At 71.5% G+C, this 23,003-nt stretch carries 24 protein-coding genes and 1 tRNA gene; 11 read left to right on the top strand and 14 right to left on the bottom strand.

Annotated features, from left to right (window positions below):
* Positions 1-42: 42 nt before the first annotated feature.
* The 3 genes from DFJ69_RS13615 to DFJ69_RS13605 form a co-directional block, all read right to left on the bottom strand.
* On the bottom strand, positions 43-1,272 hold the full coding sequence (locus DFJ69_RS13615; protein WP_116022821.1) for a PucR family transcriptional regulator: 1,230 nt from the start codon (positions 1,270-1,272) through the stop codon (positions 43-45).
* Between the two features lie 86 nt (positions 1,273-1,358).
* Positions 1,359-2,330 carry an alpha/beta hydrolase gene (locus tag DFJ69_RS13610; protein WP_116022820.1) on the bottom strand — a complete coding sequence of 324 codons (972 nt, stop codon included), beginning with the start codon at positions 2,328-2,330 and terminating at the stop codon, positions 1,359-1,361.
* A 40-nt stretch (positions 2,331-2,370) separates the two neighbouring features.
* Entirely contained in the window at positions 2,371-4,446 is a 2,076-nt protein-coding gene (locus DFJ69_RS13605; protein ID WP_116022819.1) for a catalase, read from the bottom strand.
* Positions 4,447-4,545: 99 nt separating this feature from the next.
* On the opposite strand from DFJ69_RS13605, the gene DFJ69_RS13600 reads away from it, so the two are divergent.
* Together DFJ69_RS13600 and DFJ69_RS13595 are read left to right on the top strand one after the other, a co-directional pair.
* Entirely contained in the window at positions 4,546-5,235 is a 690-nt protein-coding gene (locus tag DFJ69_RS13600; RefSeq protein ID WP_116022818.1) for a spermidine synthase family protein, read from the top strand.
* Positions 5,235-5,849: a TenA family protein gene (locus DFJ69_RS13595; protein WP_116022817.1), complete on the top strand. Its 615-nt coding sequence runs from the start codon at positions 5,235-5,237 to the stop codon at positions 5,847-5,849. The genes DFJ69_RS13600 and DFJ69_RS13595 overlap by 1 nt, the downstream gene beginning before the upstream one ends.
* 4 nt (positions 5,850-5,853) lie before the next feature.
* On the opposite strand, the gene DFJ69_RS13590 is transcribed toward DFJ69_RS13595, so the two are convergent.
* A complete protein-coding gene (locus DFJ69_RS13590) occupies positions 5,854-6,288 on the bottom strand; it encodes a hypothetical protein (RefSeq protein ID WP_147312297.1) in 435 nt (144 codons plus the stop codon).
* A gap of 72 nt (positions 6,289-6,360) precedes the next feature.
* Entirely contained in the window at positions 6,361-7,776 is a 1,416-nt protein-coding gene (locus DFJ69_RS13585; protein WP_245974344.1) for a sulfatase family protein, read from the bottom strand.
* A gap of 115 nt (positions 7,777-7,891) precedes the next feature.
* Between DFJ69_RS13585 and DFJ69_RS13580 the strand changes: the two genes are divergently transcribed.
* Complete coding sequence (locus DFJ69_RS13580; protein WP_211328614.1) at positions 7,892-8,974, top strand: calcium:cation antiporter; 1,083 nt, start codon at positions 7,892-7,894, stop codon at positions 8,972-8,974.
* 217 nt (positions 8,975-9,191) lie between these two features.
* Here DFJ69_RS13580 and DFJ69_RS13575 read toward each other — a convergent pair.
* Positions 9,192-9,264, bottom strand: a tRNA-Ala gene (locus tag DFJ69_RS13575).
* 344 nt (positions 9,265-9,608) lie between these two features.
* Between DFJ69_RS13575 and DFJ69_RS13570 the strand changes: the two genes are divergently transcribed.
* Together DFJ69_RS13570 and DFJ69_RS13565 are read left to right on the top strand one after the other, a co-directional pair.
* On the top strand, positions 9,609-9,788 hold the full coding sequence (locus DFJ69_RS13570) for a hypothetical protein (protein WP_116022814.1): 180 nt from the start codon (positions 9,609-9,611) through the stop codon (positions 9,786-9,788).
* Positions 9,781-10,521 carry a peptidoglycan-binding protein gene (locus DFJ69_RS13565; RefSeq protein WP_245974342.1) on the top strand — a complete coding sequence of 247 codons (741 nt, stop codon included), beginning with the start codon at positions 9,781-9,783 and terminating at the stop codon, positions 10,519-10,521. The genes DFJ69_RS13570 and DFJ69_RS13565 overlap by 8 nt, the downstream gene beginning before the upstream one ends.
* A 155-nt stretch (positions 10,522-10,676) precedes the next feature.
* Here DFJ69_RS13565 and DFJ69_RS34905 read toward each other — a convergent pair whose 3' ends face one another.
* A complete protein-coding gene (locus tag DFJ69_RS34905) occupies positions 10,677-10,796 on the bottom strand; it encodes a DLW-39 family protein (protein WP_211328613.1) in 120 nt (39 codons plus the stop codon).
* Positions 10,797-10,991: 195 nt separating this feature from the next.
* Between DFJ69_RS34905 and DFJ69_RS13560 the strand changes: the two genes are divergently transcribed.
* Positions 10,992-11,249, top strand: coding sequence for a hypothetical protein (locus tag DFJ69_RS13560; protein ID WP_116022812.1), 258 nt, complete (start codon positions 10,992-10,994; stop codon positions 11,247-11,249).
* 222 nt (positions 11,250-11,471) lie between these two features.
* On the opposite strand, the gene DFJ69_RS13555 is transcribed toward DFJ69_RS13560, so the two are convergent.
* The 5 genes from DFJ69_RS13555 to DFJ69_RS13535 all read right to left on the bottom strand — a co-directional run bounded on the left by DFJ69_RS13555 (position 11,472) and on the right by DFJ69_RS13535 (position 14,963).
* A complete protein-coding gene (locus DFJ69_RS13555; protein ID WP_281275846.1) occupies positions 11,472-12,473 on the bottom strand; it encodes a DMT family transporter in 1,002 nt (333 codons plus the stop codon).
* 29 nt (positions 12,474-12,502) lie between these two features.
* Positions 12,503-13,357, bottom strand: coding sequence for a helix-turn-helix transcriptional regulator (locus tag DFJ69_RS13550; protein WP_116022810.1), 855 nt, complete (start codon positions 13,355-13,357; stop codon positions 12,503-12,505).
* Between the two features lie 44 nt (positions 13,358-13,401).
* Positions 13,402-13,629, bottom strand: coding sequence for a hypothetical protein (locus DFJ69_RS13545; RefSeq protein ID WP_116022809.1), 228 nt, complete (start codon positions 13,627-13,629; stop codon positions 13,402-13,404).
* Positions 13,630-13,702: 73 nt separating this feature from the next.
* Positions 13,703-13,957: a hypothetical protein gene (locus tag DFJ69_RS13540; protein ID WP_116026613.1), complete on the bottom strand. Its 255-nt coding sequence runs from the start codon at positions 13,955-13,957 to the stop codon at positions 13,703-13,705.
* Positions 13,958-13,988: 31 nt separating this feature from the next.
* A complete protein-coding gene (locus tag DFJ69_RS13535; RefSeq protein WP_116022808.1) occupies positions 13,989-14,963 on the bottom strand; it encodes a DUF418 domain-containing protein in 975 nt (324 codons plus the stop codon).
* 461 nt (positions 14,964-15,424) lie between these two features.
* Between DFJ69_RS13535 and DFJ69_RS13530 the strand changes: the two genes are divergently transcribed.
* From DFJ69_RS13530 to DFJ69_RS13520, 3 genes are all read left to right on the top strand, one after another.
* Complete coding sequence (locus tag DFJ69_RS13530; RefSeq protein ID WP_245974338.1) at positions 15,425-16,570, top strand: methyltransferase; 1,146 nt, start codon at positions 15,425-15,427, stop codon at positions 16,568-16,570.
* Between the two features lie 613 nt (positions 16,571-17,183).
* Complete coding sequence (locus DFJ69_RS13525; RefSeq protein WP_116022806.1) at positions 17,184-18,095, top strand: helix-turn-helix domain-containing protein; 912 nt, start codon at positions 17,184-17,186, stop codon at positions 18,093-18,095.
* 25 nt (positions 18,096-18,120) lie between these two features.
* Positions 18,121-18,930 (top strand): SAM-dependent methyltransferase, encoded by an 810-nt coding sequence (locus tag DFJ69_RS13520; protein WP_116022805.1) that lies wholly within the window; start codon positions 18,121-18,123, stop codon positions 18,928-18,930.
* Positions 18,931-18,940: 10 nt separating this feature from the next.
* Here the strand turns inward: DFJ69_RS13520 and DFJ69_RS13515 are convergent, their stop codons facing one another.
* Positions 18,941-19,459: a pyridoxamine 5'-phosphate oxidase family protein gene (locus DFJ69_RS13515; RefSeq protein ID WP_116022804.1), complete on the bottom strand. Its 519-nt coding sequence runs from the start codon at positions 19,457-19,459 to the stop codon at positions 18,941-18,943.
* Between the two features lie 193 nt (positions 19,460-19,652).
* Between DFJ69_RS13515 and DFJ69_RS13510 the strand changes: the two genes are divergently transcribed.
* Positions 19,653-19,934, top strand: a complete 282-nt coding sequence (locus tag DFJ69_RS13510) for a hypothetical protein (RefSeq protein WP_116026612.1) — start codon at positions 19,653-19,655, stop codon at positions 19,932-19,934.
* A gap of 334 nt (positions 19,935-20,268) precedes the next feature.
* Positions 20,269-21,270 carry an RNA polymerase sigma factor SigJ gene (sigJ, locus tag DFJ69_RS13505; RefSeq protein WP_116022803.1) on the top strand — a complete coding sequence of 334 codons (1,002 nt, stop codon included), beginning with the start codon at positions 20,269-20,271 and terminating at the stop codon, positions 21,268-21,270.
* A gap of 68 nt (positions 21,271-21,338) precedes the next feature.
* On the opposite strand, the gene DFJ69_RS13500 is transcribed toward sigJ, so the two are convergent.
* Positions 21,339-22,964: a serine/threonine-protein kinase gene (locus DFJ69_RS13500; protein WP_245974337.1), complete on the bottom strand. Its 1,626-nt coding sequence runs from the start codon at positions 22,962-22,964 to the stop codon at positions 21,339-21,341.
* Positions 22,965-23,003: the final 39 nt, after the last annotated feature.

Here is a 23,003-nt window from a genome sequence, read left to right as displayed (position 1 = left end):
CATTCTTCTGGAGCCCGATTTCCGAAGTCATGGTGCTTCGGATCAGTCATCCCCCGATGCGTTTGTGCGATTGCCCAAACGCCGATGTTCCTCACCCTGCCAGGGCGAGCCGCCGAGCAGGTCGCGGGCGTTGAGCGCCGCCGTCAAAAGGTGCGCGTCGCGGGGCTCCGCCGCGTCGAGACCCGTGCGCTGGGCGATGACGCGCAGCCGGTAGTCCAGCGTGTTGCGGTGGACGTGCAGGTCCTGGGCCGCGAGCCGACGATTGTGCCCCTGCCGGACGAACGCGCGCAACGTGTCGAACAGATCGACCCGGTCGCCCAGCCCGTCCAGCCGCGCCGCCAGCCGGGCCAGCCCCTGACCGGGCCGGGCGAGCTGGTACTCCAGCAGGACGTCGTCCAGCGTGTAGAGGCCGGGCGGGTGGCCGAGCCGGGCGACCAGTTCGGCGACCTCCATGGCCTCGTTCGCCGCCGCCGGGATGCCGTCCCGGTCGGCGGCGTCGGCGACGGCCGCGGCCACCGGACGCCCCAGCGCCCGGCCCACCTCGACCATCATCCGCGTCAGCGCGTCCCCCGCCGTGGCCTCCGTCATCGGCAGCAGCGCGCTGACACCGCGAGGGTTCATCGTGACGAGCGGGGTCCCGAGCGCCGCCTGCACGTCCTGGAACGCGCGGATCGGCCGCGTCACGGCCACCTCCGCCGCGCCGAACCGCAGCACGACCGCCCGGTACGCGTCGGCCAGTTCGACGCCGGCACGCACCGCGAGGGCGTCGGCCGGCTCTCCGGCGAGCAGCGCGCCGTGCAGCATCTGCAGCGCGTCACGGCGCTCGTTGTGCCGTTCCTGCTGGGCCTGGGCGTGCGCCGCCGCCACCGCCGGCACGACCGCGCGCAGGAACCCGAACAGGTGCTCGGCGATGGCGGCCTGCTCCTCCGCCTCCCCCGGCCGGGCCTCCGCGCGGACCTCGCGCCAGAGCACCTCCATGCCGATCTGGTAGGCGATCAGGGCCACCTCCAGCGGCAGTCCCTCGTCGGCCCGGCGGGTCGAGACCTCGACGACCCGCACGCGCTCCTCCGCGGTCAGCACGGTCCGGCCGTCCCGGAACTGCCGCGCGACGAGGGCGACCACCGCCTCCGCCCCGGGCAGCAGCGTCGCGGAGATCGTCGTGCGGGGCAGCGCGGCGTAGTAGGGGATCTCGCGGCGGCACTCCTCGGTGACCCTGCGCGCCAGCCGGGGCACGTTGCCCACGAACCAACGGACCAGTCGGGATTCCGCCACGGCACCTCCCTGGGATCGAAGCGCAGGGTGGCCGAGCCGCCCCGGTTCCGCGGGACGTCGCCCGAGGTCCGGCGATCATAACCGGGTCAGCCGTGCAGACCCTTACGGAGTGCGATGGTGGCGAGACTCATCGCCGCCCGGTTGGCGCGGGTGTCGCGGAGCAGGTCGACCATCGCGAAGTCGTGGACCGCGCCGGCGAGCCGTACGGCGGTCACGTCGACACCCACCGCCCGCAGCTTGGCGGCGTACGCCTCGCCCTCGTCGCGCAGGACGTCCGCCTCGGCGGTCAGGATCAGCGTGGGCGGCAGGCCCTTGAGCCGCGCGGCGCCGGCCCGCAGCGGCGAGGCGTAGATCTCGGCGCGCTGCTCGGGGTCGGTGGTGTACTGGTCCCAGAACCACTTCATGCCGTCGCGGTTGAGGTAGTGGCCGGTGGCGAACTCGTGGTACGACTCGGTGTCGAATTCGGCGTTGGTGACCGGGTAGAACAGCACCTGGGCCGTCAGTTGCACGTCGCCGCGTTCCCCGGCCATCAGCGCGAGGACCGTCGACATGTTGCCGCCGACCGAGTCCCCGCACACCGCCATGCGCGAGGCGTCGAGGTTCTTCTCGGCGCCGTGGTTCATGACCCATTGGGCGGCCAGGTAGTTCTGCTCGATCTGCGTGGGGTACCTGGCCTCGGGCGCACGGTCGTACTCGGGGAAGACGACGGCGGCGTCGCAGCGTACGGCCAGTTCGCGGCACAGCCGGTCGTGGGTGTGCGCCGAGCCGAACACCCACCCCGCCCCGTGGATGTAGAAGATGACGGGCAGCATCCCGGTGGCGCCCTTGGGCTTGATGATCCGTACGGGGACGAGCCCGGTCGGCCCGTCCTGGACCTGGATCCATTCGTCGTCCACGTCGGGCTTGGGAACGCTCGGATCCGACTGGAGATCCTCCAGCACCTGCCGACCCTGTTCGGGCGGCAGCTCGTAGATGAACGGGTGCTCGGAGTTGGCGTCGGCGAACTGCTGCGCGGCCTTCTCCAGAACGACCTTGTGCGCGGTCGCGGGCTTGCCCATGGGAACCTCCTGATCGTCGTTCGCGATGTGCCCCGCCCGGTCAGGCGGGGAAGCCCGCGACGTCGCGGTCGTAGTGACGGTGGGCGGCGACGGCGGCGGTGAAGCGGTCGACGAACCCGTCGCCCGGCTCGACGACGCCCTGCCGTCCCGGCAGTCCGGCGGCGTCCAGCAGCGGACGGCCGTTCTCCAGCACGGCGATGGCCTTGCCGTGCTTGAACGCCTCGCGGACGAACGTCAGCGCGTACCCGTCGCCGGTCAGTCCCTCGCCCGCCGCCAGCAGGACGGCGTCGTACAGGACCGAGGAGGACGCGCTGAGCTGCCGGTCCACGGTGAGCGAGCCCGCCGTCCCCTCGTGCGGCGCGACCAGCTCGCAGATCGCCCCCCGGGACTGCAGCGCGTCGCGGACGGAGCCGACCTCGCCGGCGTCGCTCCCGTCGTCGATGAGGAACGCGATCTTGCGGGTGGCGATCGAGTCGCGCGGCGCGTTGGCCTGGCTGAGCGCCGGCGACGACCTGCCGTGGTTGGGCGTGCCGGTCGGCGGGGCCGTCAACCCGAGGCCCTCGGCGACCTGGGAGGCCAGCCCGTGGTCGACGTGGACCAGGTGCTCGACGACCTTCTCCTTGATGTACCGGCGTTCCACGTGGCCCAGCTCGAACTTGAGGGCCGCGACCAGGTGCTCCTTCTCCCAGTCGGCCAGGCTGTTCCAGAACAGCGTCGCCTGGCCGTAGTGGTCCTCGAAGCTGGGGCTGCGCTTGCGGATCTTGTTGCCGTCCACCCGTTCGGTGTAGTGCTTGAAGACCCCGCTCATGTCGCCGCTGACGATCCCGCTCATGGGGCAGCCGCCGCTGATGGAGTTCTTGGTGTAGCTGGTCCGGCTCTGGTGGATCATGTGCTGGTGGTAGCCGTCCCGCTGGTCGTTGTGGACGGGCGCGACCGGCCGGTTGATCGGGATCTGCGGGAAGTTGGGGCCGCCCAGCCGGATCAACTGGGTGTCCAGGTAGGAGAAGTTGCGGGCCTGGAGCAGCGGGTCGTTGGTGAAGTCGATGCCGGGCACCACGTTGGCGGTGCAGAACGCGACCTGCTCGGTCTCGGCGAAGAAGTTCTCCGGGTTGCGGTTGAGGGTCATCTTGCCGATCGGGCGGACCGGGACGACCTCCTCCGGGATGATCTTGGTGGCGTCGAGCAGGTCGAAGTCGAAGTTGTGCTCGTCGGACTCGGGAACGAGCTGCACGCCGAGCTCCCACTCCGGATACGCGCCCCGTTCGATGGCCTCCCACAGGTCGCGCCGGTTGAAGTCGGGGTCGTTGCCCTGGATGCGCAGCACCTCGTCCCACACCAGCGAGTGGGTGCCCAGCGTCGGCTTCCAGTGGAACTTCACGAACGTGCCGCGCCCCTCGGCGTTCACGAACCGGAACGTGTGGACGCCGAAGCCCTGCATCATCCGGAAGCTGCGCGGGATGGCCCGGTCCGAGTTCAGCCACATGAGAAAGTGCATCGTCTCCGGCTGCATCTGCACGAAGTCGTACAGGGTGTCGTGCGCGGACTGGGCCTGCGGGATCTCGTTGTGCGGCTCCGGCTTGACCGCGTGGACGAAGTCCAGGAACTTGATCCCGTCCTGGATCGGGAAGACCGGCATGTTGTTGCCGACGAGGTCGTAGTTGCCCTGCCGCGTGTAGAACTTCGTCGCGAAGCCCCGAACGTCGCGCACCGTGTCGGCCGACCCGCGCGAGCCCGCCACGGTGGAGAACCGCACGAACGTCGGGGTGCGCAGGGACGGGTCGCACAGGAAATCCGCGCACGTGTACTCGGCCAGCGACTCGTACACCTGGAAGAACCCGTACGCGCCGGAGCCGCGGGCGTGCACGACGCGCTCGGGAATGCGTTCGTGGTCGAAACGGGTGATCTTCTCGCGGAGGTGGAAGTCCTCCAGCAGCGTCGGGCCCCGTTCGCCCACGGACAGCGAGTTGTCGGTGTCGTCGACCCGGACGCCCTGGTCGGTGGTGAGCCTGGAGCCCTCCATGTCGACGCGGTACTGCTCCAGTTGCCGCTGCTTGTCGTCGGCGTCGTTCGTCACTGCTCCCCCATGTTCCGTCTCTGGGGGGCCGCGGCCGTTCATACCCCGGGGCCGGGGCGCGAACGTCAAGACCGCGCCGATTCCTGGCAAACAGCCCAACGCGCGCTCCGGCGACGGTGACCGTGACAGGATGCGGGGACGATGAGCGCACGATTCGAAGAGCTCGACTGGCGTCCGACGCCGATGGGCGACATCAGCCTGCGGCGACGGCGCGACCCCGGCACCGGGACCGACGTGTACGAGGTCAAGCTCGGCGACGAGTTCCTGATGTCGAGCATGTTCACCGCCGGTGAGATCGCGCTGACCCGGTTGGGCCTCGCCGCGCTGCCGGACGTCCCGCTCGACGTCGCCGTGGGCGGCCTCGGGCTCGGGTACACCGCGCACGCCGTTCTGGAGGATCCCCGCGTGCGGTCGCTCGTCGTCGTGGAGGCGCTCGGCGAGGTGATCGGGTGGCACGAGGCCGGTCTCGTCCCGCTGGGCGACGCGCTCACGTCGGACACCCGCTGCCGCTTCGTGCACGGTGACTTCTTCACCCTGGACTTCGACGCCGAACGGCGCTTCCACGCGGTGCTGCTCGACGTCGACCACTCGCCCCGGCACGTGCTGCATCCGAGCCACGCCGCTCTCTACCGACCCGAGGGCCTGCGCGCCCTGGCCGAACGGCTGCATCCCGACGGGGTCTTCGCCCTGTGGTCCAACGACCCGCCGGACGACGACTTCACCGCCGTGCTGGGCCGGGTGTTCACCGAGAGCCGGGCGGAGGTCGTGGAGTTTCCCAACCCCCTCCAGGACCGACCGGCGACCAACACCGTCTACGTGGCCACCCTCTGATGGGTATCGCGGCGCGCTTGGAGGAGCTCGGGCTTCCGCTGGTCGAGGAGCAGTTGGCGCATCCCACCGTGGCGGGGATCGCCCGGGGGGATCTGGACGAACGGGTGTTCCGGTCCTGGCTGGAGCAGGACTATCTGTTCCTGCTGGACTATGTGCGGGTGTTCTCGCGGCTGGCCTGGCGGGCGCCGGACGGGCATCTGGGGGACCTCGTGGACCTGGCCCATGCGACGTTTCACGAGGAACTGTCGCTGCACCGGTCGCTGGCGGCCGAGTTCGGGGCGGATCTGGAGGGTGCGCGGAAGGGCCCGGCGTGCGCCGCGTACACGGCGTTCCTGCTGGACTCGGCCGCCTCGTACGGGACGGGGCTCGCGGCGCTCTACCCCTGCATGTGGGGTTACTCGACCTTGGGACGCGCCCTGGCGGAGGACCCTCCGGCGGAGCCGCGCTACCGGCGCTGGGTCGAGACGTACGCCGATCCGGGGTTCGCGGCGCTGGCCCGCCGGATCGCGGAGATGATCGACGAGGCGGCGCCGGACCCGGACGTGGCCGAGCGGCGGTTCCTGGAGGGCATGCGGCACGAGCAGGCGTTCTGGAGCGTGCCGGTCGACGGCTGAGACGTCACGACCGCACCGCCGGGGCGCAGTCGCAGCGCGGCCGGTCGCCGGGGAGCACCGCCGCGACCAGCAGCCCCACCGTCCCGGCGAACGTCACCCAGAACCCCACCCGGAAGTCCGTCGACTCGAACGGCACGGGGTCGAAGTGCAGGGCGTTCATCACGATCCACAGGATCTGGATCGCCAGCGTGCCCAGGACGGCCGGCCAGGCGGTGAGGCGGGAACGGGCGAGCACCGCCACCAGGGCGACCACGCCGGTGGCCAGCAGCAGCATCGCGGCGGACGCGGCCGTGCCGGTGGTGGCCCCGTCGGTGCCGGCGAACAGGTCCTCGAGCGGGAACTCCGACGCCTGAACATCCCCGTACCAGGGCAGGAAGGCGCCGGCGGGAATGGCGACGGCGGCGGCGAATCCGAGCATTCGGGAGGTCGTGGTACGCATGGTCCGATGCTCGTACGGGGCGCGTCGATGTGAGATCACCCGGGAGTATCGGCCTCGCGCTGCTACCTGCGGTCAGGCCCCGATCGGTCGCAGCACGCCCCGGTCGGCGGCCAGCCGGGTGGACAGCCAGGCGACGTTGAGCCGGTCGGCCAGGTCGGGCGGGGCCTCGTGGAGCAGGTTGCGGAGCTGGTGGTGGTCGCCGCGCAGGTCGTAGTACTCGCGGTGGACGATGTCGCCCTGACCGGTGAGGAGGCCGTCGCGCAGCCGCAGGTCGTAGTGCTCGATGTACTGGTAGTCCGGGGTGACCGTGGACGCCCAACTGTGCCCGGCCTGCCGATCGCCCTGTTTCCACCACTCCAGCAGCAGCCGGTCGCGGCTTCCGGAGCGCAGGAGCGAACGACCGTCCAGGGGCGTGAGGGGCCGTACACCGGTGGCGTCCAGGATGGTGGGGGCGATGTCGATGTTCGCCACGAGCCGGCCGTCCACGACACCCCGCCCGAACCCGCCGCCGGGCCACGACAGGAACAGGGGCACACGGGTGGACGGCCCGTAGGGGATGCTCTTGGCCTTCCATCCGTAGTCGCCCCAGCAGTAGCCGTTGTCGCTGACGACGATGATGAGCGTGTCGCGCAGCCGCCCCTGCTCGGCCAACTCGTGGTGCAGCGCCCGGAACATGTCGTCCACGGAACGCAGCGTGCGCAACTGCCCCCGCCGAATGTCGCGGCCCTCGTCCTCCGTGGCGTCGGCGCTTCTGATGTAGGCGGGCTTGCCCTCCCTGTCGTCCTCGTCCACCGCGGGGTTGCCCTCCCATGGGGGAACGTCCAGACGCGCGTACCTCTCCTCCGGGGTGAACGGCTTGTGCGGCGCGTAGGGGGCGACGTACAGGAACCACGGACGTGAGCTGTCGCGCTGACGCCTCAGGAAATCCACCGCACCGTCCCGCACGAGGGAGGTGGTGTAGGCGGGATGCTCGGCGACCGTGCCGTTGACGTTCCACGACGCGTCGCCGTACTTGGGGGGCTGCATGAGGGAGAACTCGTCGAAACCGGGCGGGGCCTGGTGGACGTCCCACCCGTTGATGTACTTGCCGAACATCGCGGTGCGGTAGCCGGCGGCCCGCAGGTGGTGGGGCAGCGTCGTCCGCTGGTCGAGCCTGCCGGGCCAGGGACGGCCGTTCTGCAGGACCCCGTGGTGGTGCGCGTACCGTCCCGTCAACACGGAGGCCCGGGAGGGGCCGCACAGGGGCGTCGTGGCGTAGGCGCGGGGGTACGTCACCCCGTGCCCGCCGACCAGCCCGCGCACGGCCGGGATCGCCCACCCGGTCCCGAGCGGCTGGTCATCGGTGACGATCAGCAGGACGTTGGGCCGTCGGTGCCCGGTGACCGGCCGGGCCGACCCCCCGCACAGCCCCGCCACCGCGGCGGTCGCCGCCGACGCGACCAGGACCGTACGACGTCCCACCGGCGCACCCGCACTTCGTCCGATCACGTAGAGCAATATATGAAGTGCGCACGGTCATGAGAAGCACCGTGACGGGGCATCTACCGTCGGGCGACACGGTCCCCACCGAAACGCCGTCTAGGATTGTCCCTTAATGCGACGAATGCTCTCTGTGCCCTGGACCCTCGCCGTTCCGCCGTTCGCTCTCTTCGCCTTGGTGCTGTCCTGGGGCCGGGAGCTGCCGACCGTCCCCGCGATCATCGTCGCGGCCGTCCTCGCCGCCGCCGTGCTCGCCGCCGTCCACCACGCCGAGGTGGTCGCCCACCGGGTGGGCGAACCGTTCGGCTCCCTGGTCCTGGCGGTGGCCGTCACCGTCATCGAGGTCGCGCTGATCGTCAGCATGATGGCCTCCGGCGGCGCGAAGACCGCCACCCTGGCCCGCGACACCGTGTTCTCCGCGGTGATGATCACCTGTACCGGCATCGTCGGGCTGACCCTGCTGATCGCCACCATGCGCCGCCGGGTCGCCATGTTCAACGCCGAGGGCACCGGCGGCGCGCTGGCCACCGTCGCGACCCTGGCCACCTTGACCCTGGTGCTGCCGACCTTCACCACCAGCGAACCCGGCGCCTCCTTCTCCACGGCCCAACTCGCCTTCGCGGCGGTCGCCTCGCTCACCCTGTACGGCCTGTTCGTCCTCACCCAGACCGTCCGGCACCGCGACTACTTCCTGCCGATGCGGGCCGACGGCTCCGTCGTCACCACCGAGGACCACGCCGCCGCCCCCACCACCCGCGCCACCATGACCAGCCTCGGCCTGCTCCTCCTCGCCCTCGTCACCGTCGTCGGCCTCGCCAAGGTCGAGTCCCCGGTGATCGAGTCGGCCGTCGCCCGAGCCGACCTGCCGCCCTCCGTCGTCGGCGTCGTCATCGCCCTGCTGGTCCTGCTCCCCGAGACCCTCGCCGCCGCCCGCGCCGCCCGCCGCGACCGCGTCCAGACCAGCCTCAACCTGGCCCTCGGCAGCGCCATGGCCAGCATCGGCCTCACCATCCCCGCCATCGCCGTCGCCTCCATCTGGCTCGACGGCCCCCTCACCCTGGGCCTGGGCGCCACCCACATGGTCCTGCTCGCCCTCACCGTCGCCGTCACCACCCTCACGGTCGTCCCCGGCCGAGCGACCCTCCTCCAAGGCGGCGTCCACCTGGTCCTCTTCGCCGCCTTCCTCTTCCTCGCCATCAGCCCTTGACCCCGGCCGCGCTTGGTCGAGCATCGCCTGACGGCCCGATCAGCTCCCATACGCGAGGAAGGCCCGGTCACGCAGGCCCCGCCCCCATGGTGACCGCATTCGGCCGAGGTCGCTCGCTGCGGCGAGGCCGCACCGAACCGTGCGCGCGCTGCCCGGGGTGTTGAGCCCTGCCGCCGAACGCCCCCGTCCATGATCAGGACGGGGGCGTTGTCGCAGGTGGAGCCTAGGGGATTCGAACCCCTGACACCCGGCTTGCAAAGCCGGTGCTCTGCCAACTGAGCTAAGGCCCCGTGCGCCGATCGATCGTACACCGTGGGTCGCCGGCGGAGGGTTGGGCGGTGGGCCGGGGGCGCGGCAGAACGTTGTGTCTCCCGGGTCTGACTTAGCGCAATCGACTGACAGGTCCCCGCCGTCGGCCAGATGATGGATGGTGCAGTATGCCGCGCTCCGGGTGGGAGTGGGGTGGGGGTCGCACGGGGGACGAGGCGGGTCTTTCGTGTGCTCGCACAACGGTCCCTGAGGGGCGCACGTCCCCGCAGTCGATTGAGGCGGCACATCGCACGGTCGCGGTCGTTCCGGTGGCCGGGTCCTGGCGGGTGCCGTCGTCCCCCCACGTAGACCAGGAGACAGAGACATGCCCGAACCCAACGAGCCCGAGAAGTCGGACGAGGCCGCCCGCATGGACGAGGTGGACGCGAACCCGAACGTGCACCGGGCGACCGAGCAGGACGAGATGCAGGTGCTCACCGCGCTGTACGGCGAGCCCGACGTGGACGGCGTCTTCCGCGGCGAGGAGGTGTCGCCCGGTGGGTAGCGCGAAGGGGATGCTGGACGCGGCGCGTTCCGACATCGGACTGGCCGGCCGTCCCAACAAGTTCACCCGGGCGTACGCCAAGGAGCACGGGAACGAGTTCCTGCGGGCGCCGTGGTGCGACATGGCGATCACGTACTGGGCGCGCGAGTCCGGCAACGAGAAGGCGGTGCTGCCGGGCGGGGACCGTGCCTACACGGTCTGGCACGCGCAGGACTTCCAGAAGGCCGATCGGTGGTTCAAGGGCACCACCGACAACGTCAACAAGGCCGAGCCCGGCGACATCGTGTTCTTCGACTGGGGCGCGACCAACTCCACCGGGGCCATCGACCACGTCGGGATCGTGGAGAAGGTCCTCGGCGGCGGCCGGCTGCAGACCATCGAGGGCAACACCGGCGACGCGGTCAGGCGACGCGTCCGCTCGTCCAGTGTGATCGCCGGATTCGGCAGGCCGAACTACGACGGCAAGGAGCCCCCGCCGCCGTCGAGGCCGGGCACCAAGGCGCCGAAGTGGCCGGGACGCTACCTCACCCAGCCGCCGATCATGTCCGGTGACGACGTCCGCACCTGGCAGACGCAGATGAAGAAGCGCGGCTGGCGGCTGACCGCGGACGGGCGGTACGGGCCTCGGTCCGAGGAGGTCTGCCGGTCGTTCCAGCGCGAGAAGGGCCTGAAGGTCGACGGGGTCGTCGGCCCGCAGACCTGGCGCCAGGCGTGGGAGGCTCCCCTCACCTGACGCGCACACGCCACCCATCCAGGTCCCGGTGTTCCGCCGGGGTCTGGATGGGTGCGGCGAGTCGCCGACCGGGCGGCTCCGTGTGTTCGCGGTTCGCGCAGACGACGGAGCGCCGACGGCTGGACCGTGGGGAACACCCCCACGGACGTTTCAGGTCAGCTATCGGAGGACGTGGCCTCGGTCCACAGGTCCAGCTCGGCGCGGTCCTGCTGCAGGCGGCGCCAGACCACCAGTCCGCCGAGAGCGACGACAGCCAGAACGATCAGCTTCTTCACGGTGGGACCCCTTCACCTCGACTATTCGCGCCCGGACACGGCAAGTGACCGCTTCCCCGGGCTCTCCGCAGCCTAGCAACCGGGACGACCGCCTCCGCACGCCGTCACCCATTTTGGGCCATGCGTACCGAGTCACGTGGGCATACAGGAAGGAAAGCCGGAGAACGAGCACTCCGGCCGGCGGTCAGGAGTCCGATGGGCCTACAGGACGACTTCGACCTCTGGGAGCGCGAACTGCGGGACGAACCGCCCCCGACGGCGGTGACCGGCGAGCCCATCGAGGTGTCGGAGGACGACGACGAGCACCGCCCCGGCGGGCGGGCCATGGTGGCGGGCTCGATGGCCGCCGTCGGCGGCGGCGTCGCCGTGATCGTCATGGGCCGCGCCCCCTTGGGCGCCGCCGCCCTCCTCCTGTCCGCCCTCATCCTGGTCCTCTGGCGCTCCGGCCTCTGACCCCGAACGACCACCAGGCCCACCCCACGCCCAACACCCTCCGACGCGGCCTCCCTCCGTTCAGCAGGGCTCGATCGCGGCCGCGGGCATGTCCACCCGAGCTTCAGACGGCTCGCGTACGGCAACGTGACCGCCGAGCCACCCGAGGTGCCCGAGACAAGCCACGTGCAACGGACCCCCGAGCGGCCCGTTCAGCAGGACTGAGAGAGGCTCCGGGCTCGTTCAGCAGGGCTCTGGGGTGACCGCCGGGCACGTCGCGGGTGGGGTGGTCGGCCGGGGTGTGGGCTCGGCGGGTTCGGCGGGCCGGGGTTCGGTGTCGGTGTCCCCAGGGGTCTGGCGGGTCATGGCGAGCAGCGAGCCGCCCAGGATGAGCACGAAGGAGTAGGTGATCGTGAGGGTCAGCGGCTCGCTCAGGAAGAGGACCCCGGCCAGCACCGCGACCGCCGGGTTGACGTAGGTGAACACCAGGGCCCGGGACGGGCCCACCTCCCTGATCAGGGCGAAGTAGACCACGAACGCCAGCGCCGTACAGATCACCGCCAGGCCCGCGACCGCCGCCAGCACGCGCCCGGAGGGCACCGCGTCGGGCCAGGTCAGGACGGCCGGCGGTGTGTAGACCAGGGCGGCGAACGTCAGGCACACGGCGGTCATCGGCAGCGCGGGCACGTCCTTGAGCCAGCGGGAGGCGAACAGCGGGGCGGTGGCGTAGCCGCAGGCGGTGAGCAGCACCTCGATGATCGACCAGGTGTCCCCGCCGCGCAGTTCGGGGGCGGCCAGCACGGCGACGCCGGCGAAGCCGAGCATCAGGCCCGCCCACTGGCGGGCGCCGAGCCGGTCGGTGCCGCCCGCCAGTCGGACCAGCAGCACGGCGACGATCGGCGAGGCGGCGATCAGCAGGCCGGTCATGGAGCTGGACAGGCGGCGTTCGGCGTCCGACAGCAGCCACCACGGGATCAGGATCTCCAGCGTGGCGAACGCCCCCAGCGCCACCCAGTGCCGCCGCACCATGCCCGCGAGGCCGCCGCCGCGCAGCGCCAGGGGGAGCAGCACCAGGGCGCCGATCGCGCACCGGGCGAACACCAGGACGGGCACCGAGACGCCGCCCTCCACCGCTACCTTGATCATCAGGTAGGGAATGCCCCAGATGACGCTCATCAGAGCGAACAGGACCCAGCCACGACGACTCACTGCGTTCTCCCGTGAACGGCATCGACCAGTGCACATGCCCGCAATTCGGGCAGCGCGCACCAGGATCAGCCCACGCGCCGTTCGGAGTCTTGAACGCTGTTGCGGAACGCCCCCGGCGTCACGCCCAGGACCCTGCGGAACCACCGGGTGAGGTGCGCCTGGTCGGCGAAGCCGGTGAGCGCCGCCGCCTCGGCGGGGCGATGGCCGCTTTCCAGCAGCGCCCGTGCGCGGTTGACGCGGTGCTGCGCCAGCCACGCGTACGGCGGCATCCCGGCGGTCTCCCGGAACGACCGCAGCAGCCGGAAGCGCGACATGCCCAGCTCGGCGGCGATCTCCGCGAGGGACGGCGGCCCGGTGATCTGGTCGGCGAGCCGTTCCATGACGGTGCGCGCGACCCACCCGGAGTCGTCGGGGCCCCCGTCGCCGAGGGGGACGGGAGCCGCGTGGCGGCGCACCAGTTCGGCGAGCACGGACAGCAGCCTGGCCTCGCCTTCCAGGGGGTCGTCGCCCCTGCTCAGCGCCACGTGGGCCAGGCGGAGCGCCTCGGCCAGCCCGGGGTCCTCGATGACCGGCTCGCGAAAGTGCGGCACCACCGCCGTGGCGTCCGCCAGCAGCGACGAGCCCGGATACATCACCCGGTACGCCATGCCGTCCGCGATGGCGGGCCCTCCGGTGTGCGGCTCGCCGGGCTCGATGGCGACGATGCTGCCGGGGCCCGAGTAGTGCAGCTCACCCCGATAGCGGATGACCTCGAGACCGGCGACGCAGGCACCGATGGCGTACTCGTCATGGGTGTGGGGCGCGAAGTGGGTCCTGCCGAGCCGTGCCGCCATCAGGTCGAGCGGCGCCCCCTGCACCCCCTCGACCCTGGTCCAGACGGCCTGGTCGGCGGGTGCCCGGGAGCCGGACGCGTCGTTCATGGTGGTCCCCCTCGGTGCCCCGGCCGTTCAGGGTAGCCGGCGGATCAGACGGGCTCCAGACGGGACAGGTCCACCACGTCGGCGAGCGACTCGACGGTGGGGTAGTAGCCCCGGTCGACGATCGCGCCCTCGCGGGTGACCAGGAACGCGTACGCCAGGTCGTCCGGGAGGGGGGAGCCCAGCGCGGCGGCCGTCACCCGGTGCGCCCCCGACAGGGGCACCACGGTGACCCGCAGCCCGTCCGGGCCGGTCCATCCGGTGCTCTCCCCCACTCGGCCACGGTAGAAATCCGCAGGTCAGCGCCGTGCAAATGGGGAGTCGAGGTCTCCCCGCCGGGCCGTGCGCTCAGGCGGAGAAGTGGTGCCGCAGTCGCCAGTGCCCGGCGTCGCCGACGATCTCCGCCACCGCCACGGCGGCCGGTCCCGCGGAGCCGGTGGGGGCGGCGCTCACCCGCATCCGGTAAACCGTCGCCTCGGTGTCCGAGCCGTACGCCTTGAGGACCTCGTGAACGGTGTAGCGCAGCCCACGCCATTCGTAGGCGGTGAGCCGGCCGGACGTGTCCGTCTCGGCGCGGATCGACTCGTTGTACAGGTGGCCCATGGGCACCGGACCCTACCGGAAGATCGAACACTCATTCGATCCGACAGGCCGTGGTCGGGAGGCGGTTGGGAACGGGCCGCCACCAGGTGAGACACCGCCAGGCCCACTCCAGCGGCCCATGGTGGAAGCGGCGCAGCCAGGCACGGGCGAAGAGCGTCTGGAGGGTGAGGATCGCCGCTCCGGTGGCGAGGACGGTCGCGGGGTGCGGGGCGTTCCCCAGGTCGAGGAGTCGGTCGGCGACGAGGATCAGCGGCGTCGCGGTGATGTAGTTCGTCAGTGCGAGCCGCCCCAGCGGGACCAGGACGGCGCAGAGGGGCGCGGCCACGAAATCCCACGTGAGGACCACGAGCAGGCCGGTCGCGTACGCGGCACCGGTGACGACTCCGGCGGTCGCGTCCAAGGCCCCCAGGGCGAGCCGACCGAGGTTGAGCGCGACGGCCAGGCCCGCCAGAACGCCGAACGCCACCACGACCCGACGCGTGCCCAGGACTTGGAGGTCGTACGCGGCGGCGGCCATCCCCAGCAGGAAGAGCCCCGGGATCAGCGCCGTCCCACCGCCGGTCGCCAGCGCGGCCACGGTGACGGCCGCGCCCGCCGCCAGGACGACGGCGCGGGGGAGGAACGAGGCCGGCAGCAGCACCACGATCCCGAAGACGGCGTACGCGACCAGCACCTCGCCGGGCTGCAGCGCCTGATGGGCCATTCCGAACGGGATGAGGAAGCCCAACCGGGCCAGCAGGACCGCACGGGGCCGTTCCGTTCGCTCCTCCAAGGACCGCAGCAGCAGCGCCGCGCCCAACCCGAAGAGGAACGAGAACACGGGGAAGAAGCGCTGATGCAGAAGGGCCTCGTACAAGTGCCGGGTCGGGCCCTCGCCGCCGACCCGCAGGCCCGTGATCCCCACCAGGTTGACCAGCAGGATGCCGCACAGCGCCAGGCCCCGAACGGCGTCGATCTCGGGGATGCGGGGGCGCGTTCCCGGCCCTGTGGACAGCGGAACGGACATCTCAGGAGAGGTACGCGCAACGGGCGGGAACGTCAACACGGGCCCAGGTTTTCCACAGGCGGTGGACAACCGTTGCCCACAGGCCGTGACCAGCGCAATACACACTGCGTCCACCGCGTTTCCCCAGCTCGATCCCCAGTTTTCGGGCGGTTTTCCACGTGTGGACACCGTCCTGGGGACACCGCTGGGGATACTCGCCGACGACCCCGTGGTCCACAGGCTGTGGATAACTTCTGTGCACAGGGCCCGACCTGGGAAGAGTCCTGGTTGCCCACCGGATGTCCCCAGCTCGGTCCCCAGCGGGACCCCCGGTTTTCCACCGCCCCGGAGGCACTCCCGCTGCACCCCCGATGCACTCCCGATTCAATCGCCGATCAGCGCGTCAGGGGAGCACCGCCGGTGGAAGACTCGCCGCCTCCCGGATGCGGGTAGGTTCGATGCCCAACCTGCCGGGGAGCGCTGTGCACACCTACGTCCACTGGAACGAGGCGGGCGCGTCCCGTACCGCCCGCTGGCGGTCGGAGAACGGCGCGCCGCCGCCCAAGCGCGTCACCGTCGCCGACGACCGGATGACGGCGGACTCCGCCTACCGACTGGCGTGCGAGGGGACGGCGCTGCTCTGGCGCGGCGATTTCCACAACGCCCGCCAACTGCTGCAGGCCATGGGCCGCCGCGTCGACCGCCCCCGCCGACGACGCCGTCCCGAGGCCGAGCCCGAGGCGCAGCCCCGTGCCCAGGCGTTCCATCTGCACCGGATGGCCCAGGCGCAGAAGGCCCGGACGCTCGGCATGCTCCTGGTGCCGCTGGACCCGGACCACACCGTCCCGCTGCGACGCTCCCCCGACGTGCGGCAGGCGTGCCTGGAGGCGTACGGCCGGCCTGTGGACGACGAACCCTCGCTGGTGTCCCTCCGGGAGCTGCTCGGCGTCATCGGCGCCCACGAGTGGCGGCGCAACGGCGTCGAGGTCCCCGCCCTGGGGGCGCGGATCCACCCGCACTACGGCGTCTTCTCCCCCGTGCGCGGCGAGTACGTCGACCTGGTGGCCCGGGCCCCTCTGCCGGAACGGCCGTCGGAGGCGTTCGACATCGGCACCGGCACCGGAGTGCTGGCCGCCGTGCTGGCCCACCGAGGCGTGGAACGGGTCGTCGCGACCGACGGCGACCCCCGGGCGTTGGCCTGCGCACGGGAGAACATCGAGCGCCTCGGGCTGGCGGAGCGGGTCGAGGTCAGGGAGGCGGACCTCTTCCCGCCGGGGCGGGCGCGGCTGATCGTGTGCAATCCGCCGTGGATCCCCGCGCGGGCCGCCTCGTCCATCGAGCAGGCCGTCTACGACCCCGACGGCCGGATGCTGCACGGGTTCCTCGCCGGGCTGGCGGATCATCTGGAGCCGGGTGGCGAGGGGTGGCTGGTGCTGTCGGACATCGCCGAGCACCTGGGGCTGCGGTCGCGGGACGAGCTGCTCACCGCGTTCGCCGAGGCGGGGATCGACGTCGTCGACCGGCTGGACGTCAGGCCCCGGCATGCGAAGACACGCGACGCCGAGGACCCCCTTCATGCCGCCCGTGCGGCGGAGACGACCTCCCTCTGGAGGCTGGCCCCCGCGTGACGCCCGTGGCGTCGTGCGCGCCGCTCGCCGCAGGTCGTGGGCCGCTCGTCGACCCTGGAGGGATCGCGGCAAACCTACGCAGGAGTAGCGGTTAGCTTCGTTCGCACCCAGTGAGGACACCCGTTGGCGGGTGACCGGGGGGATGGGGCCGGAGTAGGGAGGCCCCGACGCTCGCGTGGGTGAACCTGAACAGGGCCGGGGGAGCGAGGTCACGGCGGTGCGCCCACTGGGCGAGGGATCGCCGTGACCTCGCGCGGCCCGTCCGCGAGACATTCCGCATGGCGGCCCCATCAGGGCGTTTCTCCCCATTGTGGAGAAGAACCGCACGACCATGACCGGGTTGTCATTGGCGTGCCCATCCCGGCGAAATCACGACCGGAGACCATTGCCGCCCTCGCGGAACGGTCACGGAGTTCGCAGGTCCGGGGATTCGCGTCGGCCGCCCGCCGAAGTGGGCGCAACTTCCCCGCGACGCCGGACAACCATTGCCGGGAACGTTCCAACCACTCCGGAATTTCAAGAAATCAGCCGACTGTCCACCTCTGGAATGAAATGGACGATAAGGTGGTGGGTTCCAGGAGAAGCCGGCGGCTCGTCGCACGAAGGAGCACCGATGATCATGGCCAGGCAGGCGGACGACCCGTCCATACGCCGCCTGTTCGCCTCGTCCCGGGGCGGTCCCACCGTCCTGCGCATGCTGCTCGGGGCCCAGTTGCGCCGGCTGCGCGAGGACAGGAACATCACCCGCGAGAGCGCCGCGTACGCCATCCGCGCGTCGGCGTCCAAGATGAGCCGGCTGGAGCTCGGCCGGGTCGGCATCAAGGAGCGGGACGTCGCCGACCTGCTCACCCTGTACGGGCTGACCGAGGGGCCCGAGCGCGCCGGGCTGATGTCGCTGGTCAGACAGGCCGCCGCGCCGCACTGGTCGGACGAGTACGGCGACATCCTGCCGAGCTGGCAGGAGATGTACGTCGCCCTGGAGGAGGCCGCCGCCCGGCTCCGCACGTTCGAGGTGCAGTTCGTCCCCAGCCTGCTGCGGACCGAGGAGTACACCCGCGCGGTCACCCGACTGCGGCACCCGCGCGCCTCGACCGACGACCTCGAACGCCGGGTCGCCCTGGAGGTGGCACGGCGACGGCTGCTCACCCGGCCCGACGCGCCCAAGCTGTGGGCGGTCATCGACGAGTCCGCGCTGCGCCGCCAACTCGGCGGCCGCGAGGTCATGCACGACCAACTCGTCCACCTGCTGGAGCTCAGCGCGCTGCCCAGCGTCACCCTGCAGATCGCGCCGTTCGAGCGGGGCCTCGGCGCGCCCGGCGGGCCGTTCACCATCATGCGGTTCGCCGAGCCCGACCTGCCGGACGTCGTCTATCTCGAACAGCTCGACAGCGCGCAGTATCTCGACAAGCGCCAGGAGATCGACCTCTACTCGCGCACCATGGACACACTGTGCGCGCAGGCCGCGCCGCCCGACCGGACCCCGCAATTCCTCCGGGAACTGATCCGTCGAGCCGACTCGGAATGACACCGGGACACGGGAGGAAGTCGCGATGACGACCGAGCCGGCGGCGCCCCTGGTGCCCGAAATCGACACCACCAGACCGAGCATCGCGCGCGCCTATGACGCCGTTCTCGGCGGCAAGGACAACTACGAGGTCGACCGCGCCGTCGCCGACGAGCTGTTCAAGGTGATGCCGGAGATCGGCGACCTGGCCTGGTACAACCGGGCCGTGCTGGGGCGCGGGGTGCACCACCTGGCGGCCGAGGCGGGCATCCGCCAGTTCATCGACCTGGGCTCGGGCCTGCCCACCGTGGAGAACACCCACCAGGTCGCCCAGCGGTACATCCCGGACGCCCGGGTCGTCTATGTGGACATCGATCCCATCGTGCTCGCCCATGGCCGCGCCCTGCTGGTGCAGAACGAGCACACCACCGTCGTCACCGCCGACCTGCGCGAGCCCGACACGATCCTGGCCCTCCCCGCGGTCCAGGAGATGATCGACTTCTCCGAGCCGGTGGCGGTGCTGCTGGTCGGCATGCTGCACCACCTGCACGACGACGAGGACCCGCAGGGCATCGTCGAGCGCTACATGGCGGCGGTCCCGAGCGGCAGCCACCTGTTCCTCACCCACTTCTGCCGCTCGGGACCGGACGCCGCCGCGCTGGAGGAGACCTTCCTCCGCTTCCTCGGCACCGGCCGCTTCCGCACCCGGGAGGAGATCGCCCGCTACTTCGACGGGCTCGACCTCGTGCCACCCGGGCTGGTCCACCTCCCCGAATGGCGTCCGGACGGCCTCGTCACCCACCCGCTGACCATCGGCCAACGGTTGATGATCGGCGGCATCGCCCGCAAGCCCTGACGGGCCGCGCTCACCCGGCCCCGTTGAAGCGCCAGCGGGTCTGGCTGAACACCTCGCCCTTGCCGAACCCGAACGCGGTGACGGGCTCGACCTCGAACACCCACGCCTCGCCGCCCTCATGGTGGAAGGTGCCGTCCCGCACGGTGAACCGCCACTCGGGGCCGTACTTGTCCACGACCGCGTCCGACAGCCTGCGCAGGCGCTCCTCGTCGTTCAGCCGGACCGCCACGCCCTCGACGATCACGTCGAGGCCCTCCTGAACGTTGCGGCCCGTCGTCAGGACCACCTGCGGGTTGCCGATGAGGTTCCTGGCCTTCTGCTCGGTCGGGCCCGTGGTGAAGTGCATCGCGCCGTCCATCCAGACCGCCAGCAACGGCGTGACGTGCGGCCGGCCGTCCGCACGCACGGTCGTCAGCCAGTACAGCTCCGCCTTCTCGAGGACGGCCCGTCCCACTCCCCACTCCGTCGCGGCGGCGTTCTCACTGCTGAACCTGTCGTCCAGCCGCGTCTCCGGCTCCCGATTCGTCATGGTGTGCCCTCCTTGTTCGCGTCCGGCCCCGGCAGGGATACAGACCGGCCGGACACCCGGAACTCATCGTTCCCGACCCGACGGGTTCGTGATCCGCGACGCGCACCCGTCAGCGGGCGACGAGCAGGGACGATCCGGCAAAGGAGGGATGGAATGGGTTGTTTTGTCAGACCCCCGGGGAATGATGCGACTCATGAGCAGAGAAGAGCAATCGGCCGTGCGGTGCCCCCACTGCCGCACCCCGCTCACGCTCGCCACCGTTAACGGCAACTCTCCGGCCTTGCCCGTCCGCGAGGAATGGTCACCGCCCCCGGTATGGGAGGTGCTGGCCGCCTATGCGGATCGGGTCAAGGACTCCTCCACCGCCGAGCGCGGCGCCGCCCGCGTCCGCGAAAGCATGAAGCGCGCACGCGCGACCGCCGCCCAACGCAAGGCCGCCCAAGACGCCCGCTCCCGCCCCAGCCGTAGCGCCTGACCTTCCGTCGCGAGGCCGGCCGCGACCATTGGGCCACCCGGTTCGGGCGGTCCCGCGCATCGCCGTTCGACGGCCGATGCCGCCTTTCGACAACGCCTTGACGGGCACCGCCGTGAAGACCCGATGACCACCGGAAGTCCACGGCCGGAATTTCCTCCCCCATGATCGCCGTGTCCGGTGTGAGAACCGTCCGCTCTCTTCGAACGCAATGGGTCTCCCGACCGCCCTTTGCCCGGCGCGACCCGGGGCACGCCCGCCGAGGTTTCGACGGGCGATGTCACACTCGGGACGGTCGCGGGCCTCTCATGGGTGACCGCACGAGAGGGGACCCACGATGTCCGACACCGCGCCGACCGCCGACGGCACCAGCGAAGGGACGGCGGACACCGCGACACGGGTGTTCCTCGAACACCGGGAACTGCTGTTCGCCCTCGCCTACAACATGCTCGGCAGCGTCGCCGACACCGAGGACGTGCTCCAGGAGACCTGGCTCGCCTGGGCGCCCAAGAACGAGGCACTGAACGCCGAACGGATCGGCAGCCCCCGCGCCTACCTGGTACGCGTAGCGATCAACAAGGCCCTCGCCCGCCAGAACGCCATCAGCCGCCGCCGAGAGACCTACGTGGGCCCCTGGCTGCCCGAGCCGCTGGTCACCCCGCTCGACGGCACCCTGCCCGCCGGCGACCACGACGGCACGGAGGCCGTCGAACGCGCCGAGACGGTCTCCATGGCGCTCATGGTGGTGCTGGAGACGCTCACCCCCCTGGAACGGGCCGTGTTCGTCCTGAACGAGGTGTTCGGCTACGCCCACACCGAGATCGCGGACATCCTCGAACGCAGCCCGGCGGCGATACGACAGCTCGCCCACCGGGCCCGAGGCCACGTCCACGCGCGACGCCCCCGCTACGAGGTCGACCCCCGGCTGCGGCGACAGGTCACCGAACGCTTCCTGACGGCCGCGTTCGGCGGGGACCTGCAAGAACTGCTGCGCCTGCTCGCACCGGACGCCACCCTGTGGAGCGACGGCGGCGGCAAGGCCCCGGCGGCGGGCCTGCGCCCCGTCCACGGCAGCGACAAGATCGCCCGACTCCTCATCGCCCGCGCCTCCCGCCCCCCTCAGCGCGTCGACATCCGCTACCGGCGGGTCAACGGAGACCCCTCCGCCGTGGTCTTCGCCGGCGGCTCCCCCTTCGCCGTCCTGGTCCTCGACCTGACCCCGGACGGCGAACGGGTCTGCGGCGTCTACGCCGTCACCAACCCGGACAAGCTGCACGCTTCCTTGTGGGGGGACGACCCCCCACAAGGGCCGCGCGATCGTGGAGACCTCCAGCCATGAACCCTCCGCCATCGGGCATGGGTGGGCGGCGGGTTGCCTGGTGCTGCTCGAACGTCGCGTGATCGGGCTCAGGCGTTGCCGCCCCAGCGGGGCCCGGAGAAGTGGGCCACGGCCCGTTCGACCTCGGTTCTGGGGTGGGCCAATCGACGGGTGGTGGTCACCACGATCCAGCCGGTCTTCTTCTCCAAGAACGGCAGTGTCGCCCTGTCGGTCTCCGAGGGCAGCGGCGTGCCGGCGAACGGATACAGGCAGAGCGCCCAGGGCCCCCGGCCGGCGAGTCGGCGGACGGCCACTCGGTTGATCTCGTGCCAGCCGAACAGCATCCGTTGGCCGCCGTACCGCAGGTCGATGCCGCTGGTTCCCACGTACAGCTCGTAGGGGCGGGTGACGGCCGCGAACAGGGAGAACAGTCTGCGCAGACCGCCGAGCACCATCGCCATGCCGATCAGCACGAAGATGACCACCGGTGCCCCGCTGGATCCCTCGCCCGCCGCGATGACGGCTCCCAGCACCATGAGGGCCACGCCGATCACCCGGCGCAGGATCGTGCCGACCAGTTCCACCCCGAGCCCGATCTTCCGTCCTTCGAACCGCACGACCGCTACCGGCGGCCCCCCGGGCACCTCCTGGCCTCCGGCGTGGGGCGTCGGCCCCGGTCCGCCCTCGACGGGCGTCCCGACGGGGAACCCGCCCCCGCCGTCCGTCCGTACGCCGTGCTGAGGCAGCGTGCCGGCTCGGTTTCCGCCATCGGTGGATGCAGCCGGAGCAGGCAAGCCCCGGGGCCCGGAGAGGGCCCTCAGGGAAGGCGGAACCACAGGCGGTGGAGGGACGTGGCGGGTGAGCATGTCGGCCACCGCCTCCGGTAGCCAGGCCGTGGCGTGGCCGTGCGCCGGGGCGTCCTGTGCCAGGGCGGCCAGCAGGTCGGCGGGGGACGGGCGCCGGGACGGGTCCTTGGCCAGGCAGGCGGTGACCAGCTCGCGCAGCCCGTCGGGGACCCCGTCGAGCATCGGCTCCTCATGGATGACCCGATAGAGCATCGCGTGCGTGGGTCCCTCGCCGAACGGCAGGATTCCGGCGGCCTGGCAGAGCACCCCGCCGAAGGAGAAGACGTCGGCGGGCGGGCCGACCGCCTCGGCCCTGATCTGCTCGGGGGCCATGAATCCCGGCGTCCCGATGGCCGCGCCGGACCGGGTGTACGCGGTGGCGTCCATCGCTCGGGCGATGCCGAAGTCGATGACGCGCGGGCCGTCGTCGGCGAGCAGGATGTTGGACGGCTTGAGATCACGATGGACCAGGCCCGCCCCGTGGATGGCCTCCAGCGCCTCCGCCAACCCGGCCCCCAGCACCCGCAGCGACCCCTCCGGCAGCGCGCCGTGCGCGGCGAGCACCTGTGAGAGCGAGGGGCCCGCGATGTACGCGGTGACCAACCACGGCGGGTCGCCCTCGGGGTCGGCGTCCACCACGGGTGTCGTGTGGAAGCCGCCCACCCTGCGCGCCGACTCCACCTCGACCGCGAAGCGCCGCCGGAATCCGTCGTCCGCCGCCAGCTCCGGGTGGACGACCTTGACGGCCACGGCGCGGCCTCCGGGGGAGCGCCCCAGGAAGACCCGCCCCATGCCGCCCGCGCCGAGCCGCCCCTCCAGCCGGTAGCGGCCGATCGTCCGGGGATCGGTCTCGGCGAGCGCCTCCACCACGACGTACCTCCACGGGCCGACCGGGCCGTCCGGACCGAT

This window comes from Thermomonospora umbrina, from assembly GCF_003386555.1.
Lineage (GTDB): Bacteria > Actinomycetota > Actinomycetes > Streptosporangiales > Streptosporangiaceae > Thermomonospora > Thermomonospora umbrina.
Note: the sequence above shows the minus strand (reverse complement) of the source record. Positions and strands in the feature narration are given on the sequence as shown.